The 23,938-nt window shown below is 72.2% G+C and carries 18 protein-coding genes; 6 read left to right on the forward strand and 12 right to left on the reverse strand.

All coding sequences use genetic code 11. From position 1 onward, the window contains the following. Positions 1-32: 32 nt before the first annotated feature. From ACFXGN_RS18910 to ACFXGN_RS18950, 9 genes are all read right to left on the reverse strand, one after another. Entirely contained in the window at positions 33-1,550 is a 1,518-nt protein-coding gene (locus tag ACFXGN_RS18910; protein WP_384860234.1) for a CHAD domain-containing protein, read from the reverse strand. Between the two features lie 190 nt (positions 1,551-1,740). After that, positions 1,741-2,940 (reverse strand): rod shape-determining protein RodA, encoded by a 1,200-nt coding sequence (rodA, locus tag ACFXGN_RS18915; RefSeq protein WP_351792801.1) that lies wholly within the window; start codon positions 2,938-2,940, stop codon positions 1,741-1,743. A gap of 4 nt (positions 2,941-2,944) precedes the next feature. After that, on the reverse strand, positions 2,945-5,206 hold the full coding sequence (gene mrdA, locus ACFXGN_RS18920; RefSeq protein WP_384860237.1) for a penicillin-binding protein 2: 2,262 nt from the start codon (positions 5,204-5,206) through the stop codon (positions 2,945-2,947). Positions 5,207-5,225: 19 nt separating this feature from the next. Then, a complete protein-coding gene (gene mreD, locus ACFXGN_RS18925; protein WP_384860239.1) occupies positions 5,226-5,894 on the reverse strand; it encodes a rod shape-determining protein MreD in 669 nt (222 codons plus the stop codon). Next, entirely contained in the window at positions 5,891-6,943 is a 1,053-nt protein-coding gene (gene mreC / locus ACFXGN_RS18930; RefSeq protein ID WP_384860242.1) for a rod shape-determining protein MreC, read from the reverse strand. The genes mreD and mreC overlap by 4 nt, the downstream gene beginning before the upstream one ends. Before the next feature lie 84 nt (positions 6,944-7,027). Next, positions 7,028-8,047 carry a rod shape-determining protein gene (locus ACFXGN_RS18935; protein WP_125753625.1) on the reverse strand — a complete coding sequence of 340 codons (1,020 nt, stop codon included), beginning with the start codon at positions 8,045-8,047 and terminating at the stop codon, positions 7,028-7,030. Between the two features lie 358 nt (positions 8,048-8,405). Continuing rightward, positions 8,406-8,819: a nucleoside-diphosphate kinase gene (gene ndk / locus ACFXGN_RS18940; protein ID WP_351792789.1), complete on the reverse strand. Its 414-nt coding sequence runs from the start codon at positions 8,817-8,819 to the stop codon at positions 8,406-8,408. 66 nt (positions 8,820-8,885) lie between these two features. Then, positions 8,886-9,251: a DUF4233 domain-containing protein gene (locus tag ACFXGN_RS18945; RefSeq protein WP_384860245.1), complete on the reverse strand. Its 366-nt coding sequence runs from the start codon at positions 9,249-9,251 to the stop codon at positions 8,886-8,888. A 5-nt stretch (positions 9,252-9,256) separates the two neighbouring features. Then, complete coding sequence (locus ACFXGN_RS18950) at positions 9,257-10,765, reverse strand: bifunctional folylpolyglutamate synthase/dihydrofolate synthase (RefSeq protein WP_384860248.1); 1,509 nt, start codon at positions 10,763-10,765, stop codon at positions 9,257-9,259. Between the two features lie 112 nt (positions 10,766-10,877). Between ACFXGN_RS18950 and ACFXGN_RS18955 the strand changes: the two genes are divergently transcribed. Continuing rightward, positions 10,878-11,900 (forward strand): rod shape-determining protein, encoded by a 1,023-nt coding sequence (locus tag ACFXGN_RS18955; protein ID WP_351792781.1) that lies wholly within the window; start codon positions 10,878-10,880, stop codon positions 11,898-11,900. Positions 11,901-12,305: 405 nt separating this feature from the next. Here ACFXGN_RS18955 and ACFXGN_RS18960 read toward each other — a convergent pair whose 3' ends face one another. Further along, positions 12,306-13,445 carry a sensor histidine kinase gene (locus ACFXGN_RS18960; protein WP_384860251.1) on the reverse strand — a complete coding sequence of 380 codons (1,140 nt, stop codon included), beginning with the start codon at positions 13,443-13,445 and terminating at the stop codon, positions 12,306-12,308. Positions 13,446-13,547: 102 nt separating this feature from the next. Here ACFXGN_RS18960 and ACFXGN_RS18965 point away from each other — a divergent pair, with 102 nt between their 5' ends. The 4 genes from ACFXGN_RS18965 to ACFXGN_RS18980 all read left to right on the forward strand — a co-directional run bounded on the left by ACFXGN_RS18965 (position 13,548) and on the right by ACFXGN_RS18980 (position 18,697). Continuing rightward, the gene (locus ACFXGN_RS18965) at positions 13,548-14,672 is read left to right on the forward strand and encodes a sensor histidine kinase (RefSeq protein ID WP_384860254.1); all 1,125 of its coding nucleotides are present in this window, start codon (positions 13,548-13,550) and stop codon (positions 14,670-14,672) included. Beyond that, the gene (locus tag ACFXGN_RS18970; RefSeq protein ID WP_384860256.1) at positions 14,669-15,385 is read left to right on the forward strand and encodes a response regulator transcription factor; all 717 of its coding nucleotides are present in this window, start codon (positions 14,669-14,671) and stop codon (positions 15,383-15,385) included. Before ACFXGN_RS18965 ends, ACFXGN_RS18970 begins: the two co-directional genes overlap by 4 nt. Before the next feature lie 784 nt (positions 15,386-16,169). After that, entirely contained in the window at positions 16,170-17,330 is a 1,161-nt protein-coding gene (gene wecB, locus ACFXGN_RS18975) for a non-hydrolyzing UDP-N-acetylglucosamine 2-epimerase (protein WP_384860259.1), read from the forward strand. Positions 17,331-17,350: 20 nt separating this feature from the next. Continuing rightward, a complete protein-coding gene (locus ACFXGN_RS18980) occupies positions 17,351-18,697 on the forward strand; it encodes a glycosyltransferase (RefSeq protein WP_384860261.1) in 1,347 nt (448 codons plus the stop codon). A gap of 106 nt (positions 18,698-18,803) precedes the next feature. On the opposite strand, the gene ACFXGN_RS18985 is transcribed toward ACFXGN_RS18980, so the two are convergent. Then, positions 18,804-21,425, reverse strand: coding sequence for a valine--tRNA ligase (locus ACFXGN_RS18985; protein WP_384860264.1), 2,622 nt, complete (start codon positions 21,423-21,425; stop codon positions 18,804-18,806). 138 nt (positions 21,426-21,563) lie between these two features. Between ACFXGN_RS18985 and ACFXGN_RS18990 the strand changes: the two genes are divergently transcribed. Then, entirely contained in the window at positions 21,564-22,523 is a 960-nt protein-coding gene (locus ACFXGN_RS18990; protein WP_384860267.1) for a hypothetical protein, read from the forward strand. Between the two features lie 99 nt (positions 22,524-22,622). Here ACFXGN_RS18990 and clpX read toward each other — a convergent pair whose 3' ends face one another. Continuing rightward, positions 22,623-23,906, reverse strand: a complete 1,284-nt coding sequence (clpX, locus tag ACFXGN_RS18995) for an ATP-dependent Clp protease ATP-binding subunit ClpX (protein ID WP_384860270.1) — start codon at positions 23,904-23,906, stop codon at positions 22,623-22,625. Positions 23,907-23,938: the final 32 nt, after the last annotated feature.

Genomic DNA, 23,938 nt, shown 5'->3' on the forward strand with positions numbered 1-23,938 from the left:
GCAGGGGGCGACTCTCAAGCGTACCCCGGTGCTCAGCGCCTCCGAGCCGTTCCGGTCCCGGCGGGCGCCGCGCGGGCCCAGACCTCCGGCAGCTCCCGTTCGGCGGTGGCGGCGGCGGCTTCCTCGCGCCCGTAGAGGAGTCCCCAGGTGAAGGAGGGTTCCCCGGCGGCGCGGGCGTCGGTGGCCAGGCCGCGCAGGGCGGCGCGGGCGACGACGGTGTCTTGGTGCTCGCCGAGCACGTTCTGTACGGCCTTCACCCGTTCCGCCAGGCGCGCGGCCGGTCTCCCGAGGGCCGGGCGGGCGGCCTCGGCCGCGTACCGGAGGCGTTTGGCGGCCTTGCGGGCCTCGTGGAGGGCGAGGTCGCGCTCGTGTCCCGGAGCGAGGGCGAGCGCGTGGTCGATCCGGGCGGCGAGGCGGGCGTGGTCGGCGCGGACGGCGAGGGCGAGGGCCTTCCCTGCGTCGCGCCGCGCGGCCCCGCACAGGGGCGGGTCGGCGAGGAGGGCGGCGAGTCCGTCGAGGAGGGCGAGGTGGCGGGGGGAGTCGAGGGCGGCGAGGGCCCGCCGCCGGGCTTCGGCGCGCCGGGGCCCGTTCCGGCGGCGCAGCCGGGCCCGGACGGGGCCGTGGACGAGGGTGCGGGGCAGGGCGGCGGTGCGGGCGCGCAGCCGTGCGTCGAGGACCTCCTCGTCGCGGGCGGCGCCGAGTTCTCCCGCGAGCCATCCCAGTTCGGCGGCGAGGGGGTCGGTGACGTTCCGGTCGAAGAGGCGCCGGTGGGTGCGCAAGGCGCCGCGCAGACGGCGGCAGGCGATCCGCAGCTGGTGGACGGCGTCGGGGAGGTCGCGGCGGACGGCGGGGTCGTACGTGACGAGGGCGTCGGCCCCCGCGCGGAGGGAGGAGAGGACGACGGCTCCGGCGGTGCCGGGCGGGCCGGGGGCGGGGGCCGGGACGGGGGGCGCGCCGGTCCCGGCGAGGGCCCTGGCGAGTTCGGAGGGGGCGGCGGAGGGGTGGATGCCCGCCTCGCGGAGGCGGGCGGCGACGGCGTCGAGGAGGGCGGGGTCGGCGCCGTCGGCGAGCTCGACCTCGATCTCGGTCCAGGCGGTCCGGGGGCCGTCGGGGAGGCGTCGGGCGCGGACGGTGTCGACGGAGAGTTCGGCGAGGAGGGTGCCGTCGGCGGCGACGAGGTGGCGGACGTCCCGTGCGGAGCGGAGCCGGACGACGGGGACGGCCGGGTCCCGGCGGAGCCGGGAACGCAGCAGTTCCGCCAGTTCGCCGGGGAGGGTGTCGGCCGGCGGGACCCTGATCTCGTCGCGGACGCCGGGGGCGACGGGGAACGTGAGGTGCCAGCCCGCCTCGTCGCCGCCGGTGCGGCGGCGCAGGGTGAGACCGGCGGCGGCGAGGCGCAGGTCGGGGGTGTCGTGGTAGACGGCGTCGAGTTCCATGACGCCCCGGTCCAGGACCTCGGCGACCCCCGGGACCCGGGTGAGGTCGGGCACCGGGGTGTCCGGGGCGGCTTCGTACTTCCGCTCGATCTCGCGCTCGGTCTCGCGCCTCATCGCACGCTTGGTCCGCCGCCTGCTCGCAGGCTCGGTCCCACGCCCGGTCTCGCGCTCGGTCTCGCGCTCGGTCCCACGCCCGGTCTCACGCCTGGTCTCGGCCATACCTCGAATCTAGGCCGTCTCCCGGGGATCGCGCCCGGTCCCCGGTCTCGCCCGGCGGGATCCGGAGGGGACGGGCAGGCCGTGCTCAGGCGGTCATCGGGCGCTGGACGCGGATCGACTGGAGCAGTCCGATGGCCACCCACACGGCGAACATGGAGGAGCCGCCGTAGGAGACGAACGGCAGCGGGAGGCCCGCGACCGGCATGATGCCGAGGGTCATGCCGATGTTCTCGAAGGACTGGAAGGCGAACCAGGCGATGATTCCGGCGGCGACGACCGTGCCGTACAGCTCGGTGGTCTCGCGGGCGATGCGGCAGGCCCGCCAGAGGATGACCCCGAGGAGGACGAGGATGAGGCCCGCTCCGACGAAGCCGAGTTCCTCTCCCGCGACGGTGAAGACGAAGTCGGTCTGCTGTTCGGGGACGAACTGGCCGGTGGTCTGGGAGCCCTTGAAGAGTCCGGCGCCGAGGAGGCCGCCGGAGCCGATGGCGATGCGGGCCTGGTTGGTGTTGTAGCCGACGCCGGAGGGGTCGAGGTCGGGGTTGGCGAAGGCGGCGAAGCGGTTGATCTGGTACTCGTCGAGCATTCCGAGGGCGGTGACGAGGACCGCGCCGAGGACGCCCGCGCCGATCAGGCCGAGGACCCAGCGGTTGGAGGCGCCGGAGGCGAGCAGCACACCGAGCACGATGACGATCATGACCATGACCGAGCCGAGGTCGGGCATCAGCATGACGATGCCCATGGGGAGCGCGGCGAGGGTGAGGGCCTTGGCGACGGTGCGGTGGTCGGGGTGGAGCTGGTCCCCCGCGTCGACCTTGGAGGCGAGCAGCATCGCCATGATCAGGATGATCGTGATCTTGACGAACTCGCTGGGCTGGAGGGAGAAGCCGCCGCCGACGACGATCCACGCGTGGGCGCCGTTGATGGTGGCGCCGAGCGGGGTGAGGACGGCGAGGATCAGCACGATCGAGAGTCCGTAGAGGACGGGGACGGCGCCGCGCAGGGTGCGGTGGCCAAGCCAGACCGTGCCGATCATCAGGGCGACGCCGATGCCGGTGTTGAGCAGGTGCCGGAAGAGGAAGTAGTACGGGTCGCCGTTGTTGAGTTCGGTGCGGCCCCGGGTCGCGGACCAGACGAGGAGCGCGCCGATCCCGGACAGGGCGAGCGCGGAGAGCAGCATCGGCCAGTCGAGGCGGCGGACCACCGAGTCGCGGGCGGCCAGTTTCGCGAGCGTGCCGCGCTCGGGGGCGTACCGGGAGACGGAGAAGCCGTGGGGTGCGCTCATGGGGTCAGTCCCTCCGCCAGGCGGCGGGCGGGCCCGCGAGTTCCTGCTGGTCCCGCTGGGCGGGGTCGGGCTTGGTGGGGTCGGGCAGGGCGGGGTCGGCCGGGGGCCGGGTGCCGTCGGGCGTCCTGAGGGGCGCGTTCGGGTCGACCTTCTGGATCTCGGGGTCGTACGGTCCGATCTTCGGGGCGTCGATGGAGCCGTCCGCCTCGATCTTGGGCAGGCTCTTCTGCGGCTGCGGCAGCAGGGCCCTCTTGAGGTCCTGGTTGCCCGCGTCGTCGAGTCCGTAGAGCGCGTCGTAGATGTTGCGCACGGCGGGTCCGGAGGCGCCGGAGCCGGTGCCGCCCTGGGAGATCGTCATGACGATCGCGTAGTCCCCGGTGTACGTGGCGAACCAGGAGGTCGTCTGCTTGCCGTAGACCTCGGCGGTGCCCGTCTTGGCGTGCATCGGGATCTTGTCCTGCGGCCAGCCGCCGAATCGCCAGGCGGCGGTGCCACGGGTCGCGACTCCCGCGAGGGCCTGCTCTATCAACCCCTGGGTCTTGGCGTTCATCGGGAGCTTGCCGTGCGCCTTGGGCTCGATCTCGGTGATCCGCTTGCCGTCGGGGCTGATGACCGCCTTGCCGACGGTGGGGTTCCAGAGGGTGCCGCCGTTGGCGATGGCGGCGTAGATGGTGGCCATCTGGATGGGGGTGACGAGGGTGTCGCCCTGGCCGATGGAGTAGTTGACGGAGTCACCGGCGCGCATGAGGTTGCCTTCGAGGCAGTTCTCGTACGAGAGCTGCTCGACGTACGTGCCGCCGCGCTTGCCGATCTTGCACCAGTAGTCCTTGTTGGCCGCCCAGAAGTCCTGCTTCCACTTGCGGTCGGGGACCCGTCCGGTGACCTCGTTGGGGAGGTCGATGCCGGTCTCGGCGCCGAGGCCGAACTGGTGGGCCGTCCGGTAGAACCAGTCCTTGGCGTCCTTCTTCGGCTTCATGCCGCCGTCCTTCTGCCACTGCTGGTGGGAGAGGGCGTAGTAGACGGTGTCGCAGGAGACTTCGAGGGCCTGGCCGAGGGTGATGCTGCCGTGGCCCTGGGACTCGAAGTTCTTGAAGACCTGGTTGCCGATGGAGTACGAGGACGGGCAGGGGTAGCGCCCGTTGAAGTCGTAGCCCGCGTTGACGGCGGCGGTGGTCGGGATGACCTTGAAGATCGAGCCGGGGGCGGCCTGGCCCTGGATGGCCCGGTTGAGGAGCGGGAGGTTGGAGTCCTTGCCGGTGAGGGCCGCGTAGTCCTTGGCGGAGATGCCGCCGACCCAGGCGTTGGGGTCGTAGTCGGGCAGCGAGGCCATGGCGACGATCCGGCCGGTCTTCGTCTCCATGACGACGACGGCGCCGGTGTCGGCCTTGTAGTTCTCGCTGGTGTTCTTGTCGTAGACCTTGCGGGCCTCGACCATCGCGTTGTTCAGCTCCCACTCGGCGACCGCCTGTACGCGGGCGTCGATGGAGGTGACGACGTTGGAGCCGGGGACGGCGGGGTCGCTCTTGGCCTGGCCGATGACCCGGCCGAGGTTGTCGACCTCGTAGCGGGTGACGCCCGCCTTGCCGCGCAGCTGCTTGTCGTAGGTGCGTTCGAGTCCCGAGCGGCCGACCTGGTCGGAGCGGAGGAACGGCGAGTCGGTGTCCTTGGCCTTCTCGATCTCCGCGTCGGTGACGGGTGAGAGGTAGCCGAGGACCTGGGAGGTGCGGGACTTGCCGGGGGCCGGGTAGCGGCGTACGGCGGTGGGCTCGGCGGTGATGCCGGGGAAGTCCTCGGCGCGTTCCCGGATCTGGAGGGCCTGCTGGGTGGTGGCCTCGTCGGTGACCGGGATCGGCTGGTAGGGCGAACCGTTCCAGCAGGGCTTGGGGGTCTGGGAGTCGCAGAGCCGGATCTTGTTGATGACCTCGTCGGGCTTCATGTCGAGGACGTCGGCGAGCCGGGTGAGGACGGTCCTGCCCCGGTCCTTCATCTTCATCAGCTCGGTGCGGGACGCGGAGACCACGAGCCGGGTCTCGTTGTCGGCGAGCGGGACGCCCCGGGCGTCGAGGACGGAGCCGCGCACGGCGGGCTGCACGACCTGCTGGACGTGGTTGTTCTTCGCCTCGTCCGTGTACTCCTTGCCGTTGCGGATCTGGAGGTACCAGAGCCGGCCCCCCAGGGTCAGCAGCAGCGAGAAGACGAGGATCTGGATGACGACGAGCCGGATCTGGACCCGGGGGGTCCGTCCTGTCTCGGGGATGTTGCTCATACCGCCGGTGCCCCCTCGGTCACAGTCGCTTGACTCCCTTGATGCGTCCGGCCCGTGAGGCGCGGCCCCGGGCGGCCTTCACGCGCAGGCCGCCGCGCTGGCCGCCGATCCTCAGGCCGGTGCCGGAGGAGAGCCAGCCGGAGGCGACGTCGGCGCCGTTGCCGCCGCCCGCGTCGGCGAGCGGGTCGTTCTCCGCGCGGCGGGCCAGCGCCATGATGAGCGGCACCGTGAAGGGCGCGAGGAGCAGGTCGTACACGGCCGCGGTGAACAGCAGGAATCCCAGGCCGACATGGCGGGCCGCGGTGTCGCCGACGAGGGCGCCGACGCCCGCGTACAGCAGGGTGGAGCCGACGGCCGCCGCGACGACGACGGCCATCGGGCCGGTCGCGGAGGTCAGTCTGCCGTTCTCGGGCCGGGCCAGGCCCACGAGGTAGCCGACGACGCAGAGCACGAGGGCGTACCGTCCGGCGGCGTGGTCGGCGGGCGGGGCGAGGTCGGCGAGGAGGCCCGCGGCGAAGCCGATGAGGGAGCCGCTGACGGGTCCGTACACCAGGGCGAGGCCGACGACGGTCAGCAGCACCAGGTCCGGGACGGCGCCGGGGAGCTGGAGCCGGGCCAGGACGGAGACCTGGACGACCATCGCCACCACGATCAGGGTGGCGGAGAGGAGGATGCGGTTGAACTTCACGGTGTCGCGTCCCCCTGGTCCTGCGGCGCCTGCTGGTTCTGGTTCTGGTTCTGGGGTGCCTGCGGGTTCTGGCCGGGCCTGAGGCCCTGTGCCTGGTCCTGCGGCTGGCCGTCCCGCTGTCCGTCGGGGTTGCGCTGTCCGTCCGCCGGGGTCGGTGTGACGGTGACCGTGACGGTCGGCGCGGGCTTCGGCTTCTGCGGCAGGACGGCGTCGCGCGGGTCGGAGCGCGGGGCCTGGACGACGACGCCGACGATGTCGAGCTTGGTGAAGCCGACGTACGGGCGGACGTAGACGTTGCGGGTGAGGCCGCCGCCCGCCGGGTCGACGCGGACGACCTCGCCGACCGGGACGCCGGGCACGAAGGGCTTGTCGGCGCGGGAGCCGAAGGTGACGAGCCGGTCCCCGGCCTTCACCTTGGCCTTGCCGTTGAGGAGCTGGACGAGCAGCGGACGGTCGCCCTGGCCGGTCGCGAAGCCGAGTTCGTCGGACTTCTCCATCCGGGTGCCGACCGTGAAGTCGGGGTCGTTGGCGAGCAGGACCGTGGAGGTCGAGGGGCCGACGGTGGTGACGCGGCCGACGAGTCCGGAGCCGTTGAGCACGGTCATGTCCCGGGTGATGCCGTCCCGGGCGCCGACGTCGACGGTGACCGTCCAGGAGAAGCCCTGGGCCGCTCCTATGGCGATGACCTGCGCGCCCTTGATGCCGTACTGTCCGGCGCCCGCGGTCTTCAGCATGGAGTCGAGCTCGCGGAGCCGGTTGCGGTTGCGGTCGTCGCTGCCGAGCCGCGCCTTCAGCTCGGCGTTCTCCTTCTCCAGGGCGGAGATCCTGGTGTGCCGTTCACCGGAGTCCCGTACGGCTCCTATGGCGTTGCCGATGGGATCGACGGCGGCGGCCACACCGTTCTCGACGGGCCCGAAGACCGCGGCCGCGGCCTGCCGGGCACCGTCGACGGGTGACTCCTGGCCGCCCCGGATGTCCACCGTGATCAGTGCGAACGCGATGGCGATCAGCAGCACCAGGAGCAGCCGGCTCTCTCGTGTGTCCCTCACGTGCGGCGGCCGTGCCTTTCCTCGTGGTCCGGTTCTTCGGTTGTTCGGCTGTGCGGGTGGGGCGGCGGTGGCGGCCCGCCCCCGTCAGCGGCGCGGCTGGGCGTCCAGGACCTGCTGGAGGGCCTCGAACTCCTCCACGCACTTGCCCGCGCCGAGCGCCACCGAGTCGAGCGGGTCCTCGGCGATGTGGATCGGCATCCCGGTCTCGCGACGGAGGCGCTCGTCCAGACCCCGGAGCAGGGCGCCGCCACCGGTGAGAACGATGCCGCGGTCCATGACGTCACCGGAGAGTTCCGGCGGGCACTTGTCGAGGGTGGTCTTCACCGCGTCGACGATCGCGTTGACCGGCTCCTCGATGGCCTTGCGGACCTCGGCGGCGGAGATGACGACGGTCTTCGGGAGGCCGGAGACGAGGTCCCGGCCGCGGATCTCGGTGTGCTCGTCCTTGTCGAGGTCGTACGCCGAACCGATGGTGATCTTGATCTGTTCGGCGGTGCGCTCGCCGAGGAGGAGCGAGTACTCCTTCTTGATGTGCTGGATGATCGCGTTGTCCAGCTCGTCGCCCGCGACGCGGATCGACTGCGCCGTGACGATCCCGCCGAGGGAGATGACGGCGACCTCGGTGGTGCCGCCGCCGATGTCCACGACCATGTTGCCGGTGGCCTCGTGGACCGGGAGGCCCGATCCGATGGCCGCCGCCATGGGCTCCTCGATGATGTGCACCTGACGGGCACCGGCCTGCGTGGACGCCTCGATGACGGCGCGGCGCTCGACCCCGGTGATGCCGGAGGGCACGCAGACGACGACCCGGGGGCGGGCCAGGTAGCGCCGCTTGTGGATCTTGAGGATGAAGTAGCGGAGCATCCGCTCGGTGATCTCGAAGTCGGCGATCACGCCGTCCTTGAGGGGGCGTACGGCGACGATGTTGCCGGGGGTCCGGCCGATCATCTTCTTCGCCTCCGCGCCGACCGCGAGGATGCCACCGGTGTTGGTGTTGATGGCGACGACGGAGGGCTCGTTCAGGACGATCCCGCGGCCTCTGACGTACACCAGCGTGTTGGCGGTCCCGAGGTCGACAGCCATGTCACGGCCGATGAACGACATTGAGTTCCCCTTGTTTCCCATGGCTGAGAGTGGTGCGGCGTGGAGTTTTCCATCGTAGTGCCGCCGACGCGGATACCGCGCGGTGGTCCGCCCCTGTACAGGTGACGGAAGGACGCGGCGATCCGTTCCCGGGATGGGCGTTCATATGCCTGGGGGCGACCGAATTCCTTCGGTCGCCCCATCAGGGTGCTGCGTTCGGCTGACGCCCGGTCAGCGCGGGCCGGTGCGCGGTCCGGACGGCACCGGTCGAGCGGTGCCGGTGAGCCGGTGTCGGCCAGCTGGTGCCGGTGAGGCGGTGCTGGTCAGACAAGACTAGTCAGCCGGAGGCCCTCAGCCGGTGCCGGTCGGCCGGTACCGGTCAGACCAGGCCGGGGAAGAAGATCTTCAGCTCGCGGAGGGCCGACTCCTCGGAGTCGGAGGCGTGGATCAGGTTCTCGCGGACGATGGTGCCGAAGTCGCCGCGGATCGAGCCGGGGGCGGCGGCGATCGGGTCGGTCGGTCCGGCCAGCTGGCGGACGCCCTCGATGACCCGCTCGCCCTCGACGACGAGCGCGACGACCGGGCCCGAGGCCATGAAGCCCATCAGCGGCTCGTAGAACGGCTTCCCACGGTGCTCGCCGTAGTGCTGCTCCAGGGTCTCCTGGTCCAGCTCGCGCAGTTCCAGGGCCGCCAGGGTCCAGCCGGCCTTGCGCTCGATACGGCCGATGATCTCGCCGACCAGGCCACGGCGGACGGCGTCGGGCTTGAGCAGGACGAGCGTGCGCTGGCTCACGGGGGAACTCCTTCGGAAAAGCGGTGTGCGGGACCTCCGAGGCTACAGGCCCCGCACCTCCCTCGGTTACGCAGCGTCAGGCCCTGCCGAGGCCCCGGCGGCCTGGGTCGCGGCCCAGCCGGCCTTGACCTCGTCGATCCGCCGCCCGTAGTGGACGGAGGCCCACCACAGACCGGCGAAGACCGCGCCGAGGAAGAACATCGTCGGGACGAAGAACCCGCTGGCGACCAGGCCGATCTGGAGGGCCCAGCCGAGCTGCACGCCACCGGGCCGGGTGACCATGCCGCACAGCAGCACCGACAGGACCATGGCGACACCGCAGACCCACCAGACGGTGGACATCGCGAGGCTGTCGTCCTTCATCGCCACGAGACCGGCGAAGCCGATCACGAAGAACTCGCCGATGAGCGTCGAGGAACAGAGCGTGCGCATCGGACTCAGCCCTTCCGGAGGAGCAGCCGGGCATCGCCGACCGTGAAGATCGAACCGGTCACCAGCACTCCGGCGCCGCCGTACTCGGCGTCCTCCTCGGCCAGGGTGATCGCCGCCTCGATGGCGTCGGGCAGCCTCGGCTCGACGACGACCCGGTCCTCGCCGAAGACCTCGACCGCGACCGCGGCGAGCTCGTCCACGTCGGTGGCCCGGGGGTTGGAGTTCGCGGTGATCACGACCTCCGCGAAGATCGGCTCGAAGGCCTCCAGGAGGCCCCGGGCGTCCTTGTCGCCGCTCGTGGAGACCACGCCGATGAGCCGGGAGAAGCCGAAGGCCTCGCCGATGCCCTCCGCCGTGGCGCGCGCGCCGTGCGGGTTGTGCGCGGCGTCGAGGACCACCGTCGGGGAGGAGCGGACGATCTCCAGGCGGCCGGGCGAGGTCACCCGGGCGAAGGCCTGCCGGACCGTGTCCACGTCCAGGGTCCTGGCGTGCTGGCTGCCGATCCCGAAGAACGCCTCGACGGCGGCGAGCGCCACCACCGCGTTGTGCGCCTGGTAGGCGCCGTGCAGCGGCAGGAACACGTTGTCGTACTCGCCGCCCAGACCGCGCAGGGTGAGGAGCTGCCCGCCGACCGCGACCTCGCGGGAGACGACGCCGAACTCCATGCCCTCGCGGGCCACGGTGGCGTCCGCGCCGACGGCCTTCTTCAGCAGCACCTGCGCCGCGTCCACCGGCTGCTGGGCCAGGATGACGGTCGCGTCCTGCTTGATGATCCCGGACTTCTCCCCGGCGATCTCGCCGGTCGTGCCGCCGAGCCGGTCGGTGTGGTCGAGGTCGATCGGGGTGACGACGGCGACGGTCGCGTCGATCACGTTCGTCGCGTCCCAGGTGCCGCCCATGCCGACCTCGACGACGGCCACGTCGACCGGGGCGTCGGCGAAGGCCGCGTACGCCATCCCGGTGAGGACCTCGAAGAAGGAGAGCCGGTACTCCTCGCGGGAGTCGACCAGTTCCACGTACGGCTTGACGTCCTGGTAGGTCTCGATGAACCGCCGGGCGGAGATCGGGGCGCCGTCCAGGCTGATCCGCTCGGTGATCGTCTGCACGTGCGGCGAGGTGTACCGCCCGGTGCGCAGCTCGAAGGCGCCGAGCAGCGCCTCGATCATGCGGGCCGTGGACGTCTTGCCGTTGGTGCCGGTGATGTGGATCGAGGGGTACGCGCGCTGCGGCTCGCCGAGGACGTCCATCAGGGCCGCGATCCGGGTGACGGAGGGCTCCAGCTTGGTCTCGCCCCAGCGGGTGGACAGCTCGGTCTCCACCTCGCGCAGGGCCTTGTCCAGCTCCGGGTCCTCGGGGCGGCCGGGCACGGGGTCCCCGACCGGCGGCCCGGCCTGGGTGCGCAGGGTGCGGCTACCGGCCTCGATCACCGCCAGATCGGGATCACGGGTGGTTTCGTCGTCGACGATGGCGTCGAAGGCGTCGGGCGTGTCGGACGGGTCGCGGGGCTCACTCACGGGCCCAGTCTACGGAGCGACCGCGACACCACGACCGACAGGACCATGGACCCGGTCGTTTCGGGACCTTCGGCCCGCCGTGCGTCCCGCCCGCCGGGCAAACTTGGCGATCATGGACATAGGGATCGACCTCGGCACGGCCAACACGCTCCTCTACGCGCGCGGGCGGGGCATCGTGCTCAACGAGCCGTCCGTGGTGGCGATGCAGGAGGGTTCCCGGCACGCGCTCGCGGTCGGTACGGAGGCGAAGGAGACCATCGGCAGGACCCCGGGCTCGATCACCGCGGTCCGTCCGCTGCGGGACGGGGTGATCAGCGACTACGAGGCCGCCGAGGAGATGATCCGGCACTTCGTGCGCAAGGCCTTCCCCGGGCGCAGGCGCCCGCGCACCCGGATGGTGGTGTGCGTGCCGAGCGGGGTGACCCAGGTCGAGCGGCGGGCCATCGTGCACGCCTCGCTCTCGGCGGGCGCCCGCGCGGTCCATCTCGTCGAGGAACCGATGGCGGCGGCGATCGGCGCGGGCCTCCCGGTCTCCGACCCGCGCGGCTCGATGGTCGTCGACATCGGCGGCGGTACGACGGAGGTGGCGGTGATCTCGCTCGGCGGGATCGTCACCGCCCAGTCCCTCCGGGTGGGCGGCGACCGGCTGGACGCGGCGGTCACCGACTACGTCCGCAAGGCGCACTCGCTGCTGATCGGCGAGCGGACCGCCGAGGACGTGAAGGTGGCGATCGGCAGCGCCTGGCCGGTGCCGGGCGAGGAGGAGCGCGAGGGCCGTACGTTCACCGTGCGGGGCCGGGAGAAGGTCAGCGGGCTGCCCCGGACGGTGGAACTGACGGTGCCGGAGGTGCGGGAGGCGCTCGACGAGCCGGTGGAGGCGATCATCGCGGCCGTCCGGGTGACGCTGGAGGAGTGCCCGCCCGAGCTGTCCGGGGACGTCATGGAGTACGGGATCGTGCTCACCGGCGGCGGGGCGCTGCTGCCGGGCCTCGACCTGCGGATGGCCTCGGCGACCGGCATCCCGGTCTTCGTCGCGGACGACCCGCTGGACTGCGTGGCCCTGGGCTCGGGCCGCTGCGTGGAGGACTTCGACGCGCTCCAGCGGGTGCTGGGGAAGGCGGAGACGGTGAGGTAGGGGCCCGGCGGGGCGGGGCGGGCCTACGGGGGTTCTTCCCGGAGGGGGCCTCGGGGGCCTTCCGGGAATGAGTCCTTCTGGGAGTGCCTGCCGGAGGGGGCCTCGGGGGTCCCTGCCCGGGCCCTGACGGAGGGGACCTTGGGGGTCCCTGTCCGGGCCCTGACGGTGGCGGCCTCAGAAGCCCCGCCGGAAGTCCCTGCCAGGAGCTCCCCCAGAAGGCGGCCTCGGAAGTCCCTCCCGGGGCCCTGCCGGAGAGGACCCCGGCGCCCCCTGCCGGGGTGGCCCTCGGCGGTCCAGAGGCGGTCCCCTGCGGTCCAAGGGCGGTCCTCGGCGGTCCGCCGGGACGGCTCCCGGCGGTCCCTCAGGAGCGGGTCCCGGCGGGCCCGCCCCCTGAGGAGAAACCTTTCAGCCGTCCAGGCCCGTCGGAAGCAGCGCCGTCACCGTGTAGACGCCGTCCCCCGCGCGGGCGCGCAGGGTGCCGCCCATGCTCGTGACCCGTTCCTCCATGGAGAACAGGCCGGTGCCGGTCGAGACGGGCGCCCGGTCCGGCGGGGTCTTCGGCAGCGGGTTGCGCACCTCGGTGCGCAGATCGCGGCCCTCGACGGTGATCGTGACCGCCACCGGCAGGCCCGGCGCGTGCTTCGCCGCGTTCGTCAGGCACTCCTGGACGACCCGGTGCACGGCCGCCTGCCGCAGCGGCGACAGCGCCTTCGCCTCCGCCGCGACGGCCAGCTCCACGGGGCTGCCCATCCGTTCGCTCTCCGCGGCGAGCACCGTCAGCCCTTCGAGACCGGGGGTGGCCGCGTCCCGGTCGGCGCGGCGCACGAGCGTCTCGTTGAGCATGAGGTGGGCGCGCCGGGCGGTGTCCGCCAGTTCCTCGAAGTCCTTCTGGTGCGCGTCCCCCCTGGCCCGTACGGCGAGGACCTCGGCCCGTACCGCGAGCACGGTCAGCTCGCGTCCGACCAGGTCGTGGACGTCCCGGCCGACCGAGATCCGCTCCTCCTGGACGGCCTGCCGGGCGGCGGCATCCCGGCGCTGCGCCTCCAGGGCATGGACGAGGTCGTGGCGGTACGCGGCGACGCCGACGCCCGCCGCGAGGACGCCGATCGGGACGACCAGGCTCAGGAAGTCGCTGAGGGTGTCGCCGTGCCGGGCGGGCCAGCCGGGCGTCTGGAAGAGACCGTAGGCGACGGCGACGTACAGCAGGGTCGCGGCGACGGCGGCGCGCCGCCCCCGGTACCGCCCGAGCGCGTACAGGGCGAACTGGATCATGGTCAGTTCGTGCAGCCAGCCCATCAGGCCGAGCGCCACCGCGTAGGGGACCCACGGCAGCCGCCGCCGGAGCACCAGCGCCGACGCCCCGGCCGCCAGGGCGAGGGTCGCGGTGACACCGCTGAGGGAGTTGTCCGCGCGGGCGAGCCCCGGCACGTCCAGCACCATCAGGCCGAAGGCGCTGAGCGCGGCGATCACGTCGAGCGCGCGGGGCGACACCGCCCACCGGTCCACGCGACGACGGAGCGCGGGGAAGGCGGGGAGGCGGAACATGCCCTCCATCATCCAGGGTCTTTCGTCCCGATGAGATGGACCTGAAGTCCCGTCTGCTGTGACATCGGGCACTTCGTCCTTTTTGCTGTTTGACTCGGAGGCGTGCACGAAGCCTCACAGGAGCAGTTGTCCCTCGCCGCCGCGCTCCTCGACGCCCTCCCCCAGGCGGCGCTCCTGCTCGACCGGGAGCTGCGGGTGATCCGGGTCAACCACCGCTTCGCCGCGCTGCTGCGGCTGCCCGCCGGGATCGACCTCTCCCCCGGCACCCCCCGGGACCGGGTCGTCGGCCATCTCGCCGGACTGCTGGACCGGCCGGAGGAGCGGCGCAGGCTCCTGGAGGAGAGCGAGACCCACGGCCCCGTCACCCGCACCACCGACTACCACCTGCGGGACGGCCGGACGCTGCGCCGCCGCCGCTCCCCCGTCGCCGACGGGAACCGCCTCCACGGGCACCTGTGGCTGGTCGAGGACGTGACGCGGCAGAGCGAGGCCGAGGAGAACCTGTACGAGCAGGTACGGAAGCTGGCGGCGCTCGCCGACGAGCGGGCCGCGTTCGCCGGGCGGGCCCTGCACGAGCTGCGCACCCCGCTCGCCACCGTGCTGAGCTTCGCCGAACTCCTCCTCGATCCGCTGGGCGGCCCGCTCAGCCAGGAGCAGACCGCGTACGTCGGCGCCATCCGGCGCGGTGCCCAGCGGATGCGGTCGGTGGCCGAACAACTGCCGAGGACGGCTTCCGGGGGGCCCGCTCCCGAGCCCCGGCTCGGCCCGGTCCTGGTCCACGAGCTGATCGAGCGGGTGGTCCTCGAAGCGCTCCAGCGGGCCGAGGGCGGCGGCCCCTACATCGCGGCCGAATGCCCGGTCACCGGACCGCCGCTGCTCGCCGACGGGGGGCTGCTCACGGGCGCCCTCGAAGAGCTGCTGGGCAACGCGCTGCGCTTCACCCCGGACGAGGGGCGCGTGGAGGTCGTCGGCAGACCGGCCGCCGACCACTGGACGATCGAGATCAGCGACGACGGGATCGGGGTGCCGCTGGAGTACCACGAGGAGATCTTCACACCGTTCGTACGGGCCCCCAACGCCCGGCGCGGCGGCTACCCGGGCACCGGGCTCGGGCTCGCGGGCGCCCTCGACACGGTCCGGCTGCACGGCGGGACGATCACCGTCCGGAACCACGAGGACCGGCCGGGCGCGGTGTTCACCGTACGGCTGCCCCTCTCCCGCCCATGACCAGGCTCCTGATCGTCGAGGACGACCCCGATCTGGCGCTGGCGCTGCGGGTGACGCTCGCCCGGCGCGGTTACGAGGTGTCCGTCGCGGGCGACGGCCGCGAGGGCCTGCGGCTGCTCTTCGCCGAACGCCCCTCCCTGATGCTCCTCGATCTGCTGCTGCCCGCCCTGGACGGCTGGGAGGTGCTGGACCGGACCCGGGACATGAGCGACCTGCCGGTCCTGGTCCTCTCGGGCCTGGGGGAGGTGGACGACCGGGTGCGGGCGCTGCGGTCGGGCGCCGACGACTACCTGGTCAAGCCGTTCGCGCACGAGGAGCTGCTGGCCCGGGTGGAGGCGCTGCTGCGCAGGTCGGGGCCCCGGCAGTGGGCGGGCGAGCCGGTGGAGGAGGACCTGCGGCTGGTCCCGGAGCGGCGGGCGGCGCTCTGGCAGGGCAGCGAGATCCGGCTGAGCGACATCGAGTACCGGCTGCTCCAGCTCCTGGTCCGCAACCGGGGCCGGGTCGTCACCACCGAGCAGCTCCTCGACCAGGTCTGGGACGACACGACGACGATCGGCCGGGACCGGGTCAAGTTCGCGGTGCTCCGGCTCCGCCGCAAGCTCCGCACGGCGGGCGGGGACGGGTCCCGCGACCCGCTGGAGGCGGTCCGGGGCCTCGGCTACCGCTACGAGAGCGCCTCCCGTACGACGAAGGGCCCCGCCCCGGACGGATGACGGCCCCACGCACCGGACCGGAAACCACGCCCGGCCCCGACACCGCCCGCCACCCGACCACGCCCGGTCGCCGTCGACGCCCAGCCACCATCGGCGCCCGACCACCGTCGACCCCCAGCCCCCGACTCGGCCCGACACCCGACCACCACCGACGCCCAGCCCCCGACCACGCCCAGTCACCGTCCACCCCGGCCACCGATCACGCCCGACCACGGGCCGGGGCGGCAATCGGCCACCGTCCGCCGACCCGCAACCGACCCGCACCCGAGCCGCCCCGGCCACCGCCCGTCCCTGCACCGCACCCGTCCCAGGCGGCGGCCTCGCCCGTACCCGGTCCCCGCGTCACGCCCCGCCGCCCCGGCCACCGCTCGCACCCGGGCGAGCCCGGCCCGCTCGGCCTTCGCACGGCCCGCGCGATGCCCGCCCGGCCCGTACCCAGCCCGTACCCAGCCCGTACCCAGCCCGTACCCAGCCCCAGGGCATACCCCCGACTCGCCACCCCGCGAGAGCACCACCCCCGGCCACCGCCCACCGACCCGCCCCGGGGCGGCCACCCCGTCCCCGGACTCCCCGGTCTCGGGACCGGGCCCCCGGACCGGGACCGCGCCCCGCGCCGAAGGGCCTCCCGTGACCGGGAACACCCCCCTTCCGGGACGGAGATCCCGGGCCGGAGGGCCGAAGGTCCCGGACCGAGGTCCCGAGCGGCCCCCGGGACACCGGGTACAACCATGTCGCAACCGTGCGCCACCGCAGCGCGCGACCGACACCCGGCAACTTCGAAGGCATGAAGCCCCTTCCCGCCCGCAGTGTCGCCGTCGTCCTCGGTACCCGCCCCGAGCTGGTCAAGCTCGCCGAACTGATCCGGGTCCTCGGCCCGGCCGCCCGGGTCGTGCACACCGGCCAGCACTACGACGACGCCCTCTCCGGCGACTTCCTCGACGAACTGGGGCTGCCCGAGCCCGAGTACCTGACGGGGGTCGGCGGGCAGCCGCGCGCCGTGCAGGTCGCCGCCGCGCTCGCCGGTCTGGACGAGCGGTTCGCCGCCGATCCGCCGCTCGCGGTCGTCGTCCAGGGCGACACCAACGCGGCGCTCTCCGGCGCGCTCGCCGCCAACGCCCGCGACCTCCCCCTGGTCCACGTGGAGGCGGGCCTGCGCAGCCACGACCGGGCCATGCCCGAGGAGCACAACCGGGTCCTCATCGACCGGCTCGCCGACGTCCTGTGCGCCGCGACCCCCGACAACCGCGACCTCCTCCTCGCCGAGGGCATCGCGGACGAGCGGATCGCCGTCACCGGCAACACCGTCGTCGAAGCCGTCCACGACCACCTCCCGCCGCCGCAGGAGCGCGCCCGGCTGCTCGCCGTCAGCGGCCTCGTCCCCGACGGCTACGTCCTGGCGACCGTCCACCGCCCGGAGAACACCGACGACCCGGCCGCCCTCGCCGCCGTCCTGACGGAGCTGGCCGCGCTCGCCCGCGAACTGCCGGTCGTCCTCCCGCTGCACCCCCGCACCCGGGCCCGGGTGGAGGCCACCGGTCTGGCGCACCTCCTCGACGGCCTCACCGTGCTGCCCCCGGCCGGATACGGCACCTTCCTGGCGCTGGCCCGGCACGCGGCCCTGATCGTCTCCGACTCCGGCGGCATCCAGGAGGAGACGACCGTCCTCGGCCGTCCCCTCGTCGTCGTCCGCCGCTCCACCGAACGGCCCGAGTCCCTCACCGACTTCGCCGACCTGGTCGAGCCGGGCCCCGGCATCGGCACGGCGGCCCGCCGCAGGCTCGCCGAGGGCGGCCTCGGTCTGCGCCACCTGGGCACGCTGCCCAGCCCGTACGGCGACGGCACCGCGTCCCACCGGATCGCCGGTCTGCTCGGCGACCTGGTCGCCGGGCGGAACGCGGACCGGACGGTCCCGGCCCCCCGCCACGCCCACGCCACCGCGGCCTGAGACTCCCCCGGAGCACCGCCATGAGCTTCCATCTCCTGCTGTACGTCTTCCCGTTCCTGCTGCTCGCCGGTTTCCTCGTGTACTGGGCCGGGTCGCGCCACGCCTACGACCGGCGTGAGCCCTCCCGGCCCGGTGACCCGGCCGCGTTCGACTGGCACTTCTTCGTCCCCTGCCGCGACGAGGAGGCCGTCATCGCCACCACCGTCACCCGGCTGCGCGGCGACTTCCCCGGCAGTCACGTCTGGGTCATCGACGACGCCAGCGACGACCTCACCGCCCCCATCGTCACCGCCCTCGCCGACCAGGACCCCCGTGTCCATCTGGTCTCCCGGCGCCGCCCCGACGCCCGCATCGGCAAGGGCGCGGCCCTCAACTCGGCCTACACCGCCCTCGACGAGCACCTGGAGGCGGACACCGACCGCTCCCGGGTGATCGTCTGTGTCGTGGACGCCGACGGCCAGCTGTCCTCCGACACCCTCACCCACGTCAGCGGCCCCGACGCCTTCGGCGACCCGGACACGGGCGGAGTGCAGATCGGCGTCCGGATGCGCAACGTCGAGGACGAACGCCCCCTGGAACACGGCGGCCGTGCCGCCAACGCCTACGCCCGCCTCCTGATCCGGATGCAGGACGCCGAGTTCGCCGTCTCCAACACCGGGATGCAGCTGCTGCGCCGCCGCACCGGCTCCGTCGGCCTCGGCGGCAACGGCCAGTTCACCCGCCTCACCGCCCTCGACCGGATCGCCGCCGCCGAGCGCCGCCCCTGGCAGCACGACGCCCTCCTGGAGGACTACGAGCTCGGCCTCCACATGCGTCTCGCCGGTTACCGGATCACCCATGTCCACGACACCTGGGTCACCCAGGAAGCGCTGCCCTACACCCGCCGCTTCCTCACCCAGCGCACCCGCTGGGCCCAGGGCAACATCCAGTGCGTCCGCTACGCCACCCGCATCATCGGCTCCCGCCACTACAAGGCCCGCGGCGTCGTGGAGTCCCTCTACACCTTCTTCCAGCCCATCGCCCACCTCGCCACCCTGCTGCTCACCCTGATCATGCTGGTGGCGCTGGTGACCGGCGGCGGCGCGGCCGAGGTCGTCCTCGCCGCCTGGCCGCTCGCGCTCGCCCTCGCGGTGGTCTCCGTCGTCCCCTTCCTGCTCTGGGGCCCCGTCTACCGCCGCGAGTTCGCCCCCGACCGCTCCCGCCTCAAGGGCCTCCTGTGGGGCTTCGCGCTCTGGCTCTACGCGTACCACCTCTTCATCGTCTCCACCCGGGGCTTCGTCCGCCTCGTCCGCGGCAGGACCGGCTGGGCGAAGACCCGCCGCAACGCCGAGACGGCGGGCGTCGGCCCGGTCGCCACGGAGTCCTGAGCGGAGCCTTTCGAGCGGAGCCCTCCCCCCGGGGTACGGCGAAGGGCCCGGAACCGTCGACCGGTTCCGGGCCCTTCGCCGTACGCGCGTCCCGAGGGACCGGCCGCTAACCCTGCGGCAGGTTCGCCAGCTGGTTCTGGATGCGGGCGATGTCCTCGTCCGCCTTGGCCAGTCGCCCCTTGATCTTGTCCACGACGTTGTCGGGCGCCTTCGCCAGGAACGCCTCGTTGCCGAGCTTGGCCTCGGCCTGGGCCTTCTCCTTCTCGGCGGCGGCCAGGTCCTTCGAGAGCCGCTTGCGCTCGGCGGCCACGTCGATCGTGCCCGACAGGTCGAGCGCGACCGTGCAGCCCGCGACCGGCAGGGAGGCGGTGGCGGCGAAGCCCTCGCCCTCCGGCTGAAGGCGCAGCAGCTGGCGGATGGCCGCCTCGTGCGGAGCGATGGCGGTGCCGCTCAGGTCGAGCCGGGCGGGGACCTTCTGGCCGGGCTGGAGGCCCTGGTCCGAGCGGAAGCGGCGGACCTCGGTGACGACCCGCTGGACCAGCTCGATCTCCTTCTCCGCGGCTTCGTCGCGGAATCCGGAGTCCTTCGGCCAGTCGGCGATGACGACCGACTCCTGGCCCGTCAGCGTGGTCCACAGGGTGTCCGTGACGAACGGGACGATCGGGTGGAGCAGCCGCAGGGTGACGTCGAGGACCTCGCCCAGGACCCGCGCCGAGACCTTGGCCTGCTCGCCGCCGTCGAAGAACGTCGTCTTCGACAGCTCGACGTACCAGTCGAAGACCTCGTCCCACGCGAAGTGGTAGAGCGCGTCCGCGAGCTTGGCGAACTGGTAGTCGTCGTAGTGGGCGTCCGCCTCGGCGACGATCTTGTTCAGCCGCGAGAGGATCCAGCGGTCGGTCGCCGACATCGCGGCGGCGTCCGGCAGCGGGCCCTCGACCGTCGCGCCGTTCATCATCGCGAAGCGGGTGGCGTTCCAGATCTTGTTGGCGAAGTTCCGGGACGCCTGGACCCAGTCCTCGCCGATCGGGACGTCCACGCCCGGGTTGGCGCCCTTGGCCAGCGTGAAGCGCAGGGCGTCGGAGCCGTACTTGTCCATCCAGTCCAGCGGGTTGACGGTGTTCCCGAACGACTTCGACATCTTCTTGCCGAGCTCGTCACGGACCATGCCGTGGAACGCGATCGTGCGGAACGGCGGCTGGCCGTCCATCGTGTACAGGCCGAACATCATCATCCGGGCGACCCAGAAGAACATCAGGTCATAGCCGGTGACCAGGACGGAGTTCGGGTAGAACTTCTCCAGGTCGGGCGTCCGCTCGGGCCAGCCGAGCGTGGAGAACGGCCACAGGCCGGAGGAGAACCAGGTGTCGAGGACATCGGTGTCCTGCGTCCAGCCCTCGCCCGTGGGCGGCTCCTCGTCCGGTCCGACGCAGACCAGTTCGCCGTCCGGGCCGTGCCAGACCGGGATGCGGTGGCCCCACCAGAGCTGGCGCGAGATGCACCAGTCGTTGAGGTTGTCGACCCAGTCGAAGTAGCGCTGCGACATGTCGGCCGGGTGGATGTCGACCCGGCCGTCGCGGACCGCGTCACCGGCGGCCTTGGCGAGGGTCTCGACCTTGACCCACCACTGCATCGACAGACGCGGTTCCAGCGTCGTCTTGCAGCGGGAGCAGTGCCCGACGGAGTGGACGTAGGGGCGCTTCTCGGCGACGATCCGGCCTTCGGCGCGCAGGGCGGCGACGATCGCGGAACGCGCCTCGAAGCGGTCCAGGCCCTCGAAGGGGCCGTGGACGGTGATCACACCGCGCTCGTCGAGGACCTCGATGGAGTCGAGGCCGTGGCGCTGGCCGATGGCGAAGTCGTTGGGGTCGTGCGCCGGGGTCACCTTGACGGCGCCGGTGCCGAACTCCGGATCGACATGGGTGTCGGCGACGACCGGGATCGTGCGGTCGGTCAGCGGCAGCTTGATCCGCTTGCCGATCAGACGGGCGTAGCGCTCGTCGTCGGGGTGGACGGCGACGGCGGTGTCGCCGAGCATCGTCTCCGCGCGGGTCGTGGCGACGACGATGGTGTCCTCGCCCTCGCCGTACTTCATCGAGACGAGCTCGCCGTCGTCGTCCTGGTAGTCGACCTCGATGTCGGAGATCGCCGTCAGACAGCGCGGGCACCAGTTGATGATGCGCTCGGCGCGGTAGATCAGACCGTCGTCGAACATCTTCTTGAAGACGGTCTGGACGGCCCGGGACAGCCCCTCGTCCATGGTGAAGCGGTCCCGGCTCCACGCCAGGCCCTCACCGAGGCGCCGCATCTGGCCGGCGATCTGGCCGCCGGACTCGGCCTTCCACTCCCAGACGCGCTCGACGAAGGCCTCGCGGCCCAGGTCGTGGCGGGACTTGCCCTCCTTGGCCAGCTCGCGCTCGACGACGTTCTGGGTGGCGATGCCCGCGTGGTCCATGCCGGGCTGCCACAGCGTCTCGAAGCCCTGCATCCGCTTGCGGCGGGTGAGGGCGTCGATCAGCGTGTGCTCGAAGGCGTGGCCCAGGTGGAGCGAGCCGGTGACGTTCGGCGGCGGGATGACGATGGTGTACGCGGGCTTCTCGCTCTTCGCGTCCGCCTCGAAGTACCCGCGCTCCACCCAGCGCTCGTACAGCGGCCCCTCTACCTCGGCCGGCGCGTACTGGGTCGGCAGTTCGGTGGTGGGCGCTGTCTGCTGCTGAGGGTTCTCGGTCACGGGCCCAGTTTAGGGGTGTCACGGCGTGGTCCTGAAACGCGATCGTTCGGTAACGGTGTGGCCCCCGCCGCACTGCTCGGGCGGCGGTTCCGCCAGGATGTCCGGCAGGCATAAACATTCTGTGAGGGGAACCTGTCGATGAGCTACAACCAGCCGGGCCCGTACGGCGGCCAGCCGCCCCAGCAGCCCGGCCCCTACGGCCAGCCGGGCCCCTACGGCCAGCCGCAGCAGCCGGGCCCGTACGGCCAGCCGCAGGCGCCCCAGCCGGGATACGGATACCCCCAGCAGGCCCCCCAGGGCGTTCCGCCGCAGCAGCCTCCGCAGGGCCCGTACGGCTACCCGCAGCAGCCCGGCCCCTACGGGCAGCAGCCGCCCTACGGCGCCCCGCAGGGCCCCGGTGGCCATGTGCCGCACCCGCCCGCTCCGAAGAAGTCGAAGGCGGGCTGGATCATCGGCGCGGTCGCGGTGGTCGCGGCGATCGGCGTCGGCGCGTACTTCGTGCTCGGTGGGAGCGGGGGCTCCTCGGTCGCGGACGACGGCCCGCACAAGCTGATCACCCCGGAGACCGTGCTCGGCGAGTACAAGAAGGCCCCCGGCAAGGAGGGTTCCGCGGACAGGAACTCCCTGAAGGAGGCCGAGAAGAACGGCGTGAAGAACGCCAAGGAAGCCGGCGCCTCCTACCAGGTGAAGGACCCGGCCAACCCGATGGGCGTCAAGATGATCTCGTTCAACGGTCTGTACGGCGAGATCGCCGACCCGGAGAAGGTCGTCGACGCCATCTTCGCGGCGTCCAAGGCCGAGGCCGACAAGGACAAGGGCAACCCCGAGGAGCCGGAGCTGGTCGGCAGCCCGCAGGCGTACACACCGGCCGGGCTCGACGGCGCGGTCCTGAAGTGCCAGCAGGCGAAGACCAAGCCGAACGCGGCGAACGGCACGCCCGCGTTCTCCATGACGATGTGCGTCTGGGCCGACCACTCGACGGTGGGCTTCGTCGTCCCCGTCGACATGGCGTCCATGATCGCGGGCAAGTCCGGTTCGGCCGAGGACGCCGCCGCCCTCACCGCCAAGTTCCGCGAGGAAGTCCGCGTCAAGCTCTGACCGGATTCCGCTCTCCGCCTCCCGGGGGCCGGGCACGGACACGGACATGGAAGAGGGGGTCCCGCCTCGGGCGGGACCCCCTCTTCGCCGTTCCGGTGGCTACGCCGACTTCTCGTGCCTGCCGTCGTTCTTCACGATCCTCGGGACCAGCGTCGGGTTCACGTTGTCGCGGACGACGTCCGCCGTGATGACGACCCGGGCCACGTCCTTGCGGGACGGGACCTCGTACATCACCGACTGGAGGACCTCCTCCATGATGGCGCGCAGACCGCGTGCGCCGGTGCCGCGCAGGATCGCCTGGTCGGCGATGGCCTCCAGGGCCGGGCGGTCGAAGTCCAGCTCCACACCGTCGAGTTCGAAGAGGCGCTGGTACTGCTTCACCAGCGCGTTGCGCGGCTCGACGAGGATCTGGAGGAGGGCCTCGCGGTCCAGGTTGTGCACCGAGGTGATCACGGGGAGGCGGCCGATGAACTCGGGGATCATCCCGAACTTCACCAGGTCCTCCGGCATGACCTCCTGGAACTGGTCGCTGGCCTCGATCTCGCGCTTGGAGCGGATGGTCGCCCCGAAGCCGATGCCCTTGGAGCCCGCCCGCGACTCGATGATCTTCTCCAGGCCGGCGAAGGCGCCGCCCACGATGAAGAGCACGTTCGTCGTGTCGATCTGGATGAACTCCTGGTGCGGGTGCTTCCGTCCGCCCTGCGGCGGTACGGAGGCGGTGGTGCCCTCCAGGATCTTCAGCAGGGCCTGCTGCACGCCCTCGCCGGAGACGTCCCGCGTGATCGACGGGTTTTCGCTCTTACGGGCGACCTTGTCGATCTCGTCGATGTAGATGATCCCGGTCTCGGCCTTCTTGACGTCGTAGTCGGCCGCCTGGATCAGCTTCAGCAGGATGTTCTCGACGTCCTCGCCGACATAGCCGGCCTCCGTCAGCGCCGTCGCGTCGGCGATGGCGAACGGGACGTTGAGCATCCGGGCCAGTGTCTGCGCGAGCAGCGTCTTGCCCGAGCCGGTGGGGCCCAGCAGCAGGATGTTGGACTTGGCCAGTTCGATGGCGTCGTCCCGGCTCTGCCCGCCGCCGTTCTCACCGGCCTGGACCCGCTTGTAGTGGTTGTAGACCGCGACCGAGAGGGCCTTCTTCGCGGGCTCCTGCCCGACGACGTACCCCTCGAGGAACTCGTAGATCTCGCGGGGCTTGGGAAGTTCCTCCCAGCGCACCTCGCTCGTCTCCGCGAGTTCTTCCTCGATGATCTCGTTGCAGAGGTCGATGCACTCGTCGCAGATGTACACACCGGGACCCGCGATGAGCTTCTTCACCTGCTTCTGGCTCTTTCCGCAGAACGAGCACTTGAGCAGGTCGCCGCCATCACCGATGCGTGCCACGAGGTGCTTCCCCTTCGCCTGGGAGCGCCTGG

The sequence above is a fragment of the Streptomyces sp. NPDC059247 genome (genome assembly GCF_042754005.1).
GTDB lineage: Bacteria > Actinomycetota > Actinomycetes > Streptomycetales > Streptomycetaceae > Streptomyces.

Excerpts from the sequence above, each read along its gene's own strand:
- ACFXGN_RS18910 (WP_384860234.1), bottom strand. The coding sequence starts at position 1,550 with ATGAGGCGCGAGACCGAGCGCGAGATCGAGCGGAAGTACGAAGCCGCC.
- rodA (WP_351792801.1), bottom strand. The coding sequence starts at position 2,940 with ATGAGCGCACCCCACGGCTTCTCCGTCTCCCGGTACGCCCCCGAGCGC.
- mrdA (WP_384860237.1), bottom strand. The coding sequence starts at position 5,206 with ATGAGCAACATCCCCGAGACAGGACGGACCCCCCGGGTCCAGATCCGG.
- ACFXGN_RS18935 (WP_125753625.1), bottom strand. The coding sequence starts at position 8,047 with ATGTCGTTCATCGGCCGTGACATGGCTGTCGACCTCGGGACCGCCAAC.
- ACFXGN_RS18945 (WP_384860245.1), bottom strand. The coding sequence starts at position 9,251 with ATGCGCACGCTCTGTTCCTCGACGCTCATCGGCGAGTTCTTCGTGATC.
- ACFXGN_RS18955 (WP_351792781.1), top strand. The coding sequence starts at position 10,878 with ATGGACATAGGGATCGACCTCGGCACGGCCAACACGCTCCTCTACGCG.
- ACFXGN_RS18960 (WP_384860251.1), bottom strand. The coding sequence starts at position 13,445 with ATGTTCCGCCTCCCCGCCTTCCCCGCGCTCCGTCGTCGCGTGGACCGG.
- ACFXGN_RS18970 (WP_384860256.1), top strand. The coding sequence starts at position 14,669 with ATGACCAGGCTCCTGATCGTCGAGGACGACCCCGATCTGGCGCTGGCG.
- wecB (WP_384860259.1), top strand. The coding sequence starts at position 16,170 with ATGAAGCCCCTTCCCGCCCGCAGTGTCGCCGTCGTCCTCGGTACCCGC.
- ACFXGN_RS18980 (WP_384860261.1), top strand. The coding sequence starts at position 17,351 with ATGAGCTTCCATCTCCTGCTGTACGTCTTCCCGTTCCTGCTGCTCGCC.
- ACFXGN_RS18990 (WP_384860267.1), top strand. The coding sequence starts at position 21,564 with ATGAGCTACAACCAGCCGGGCCCGTACGGCGGCCAGCCGCCCCAGCAG.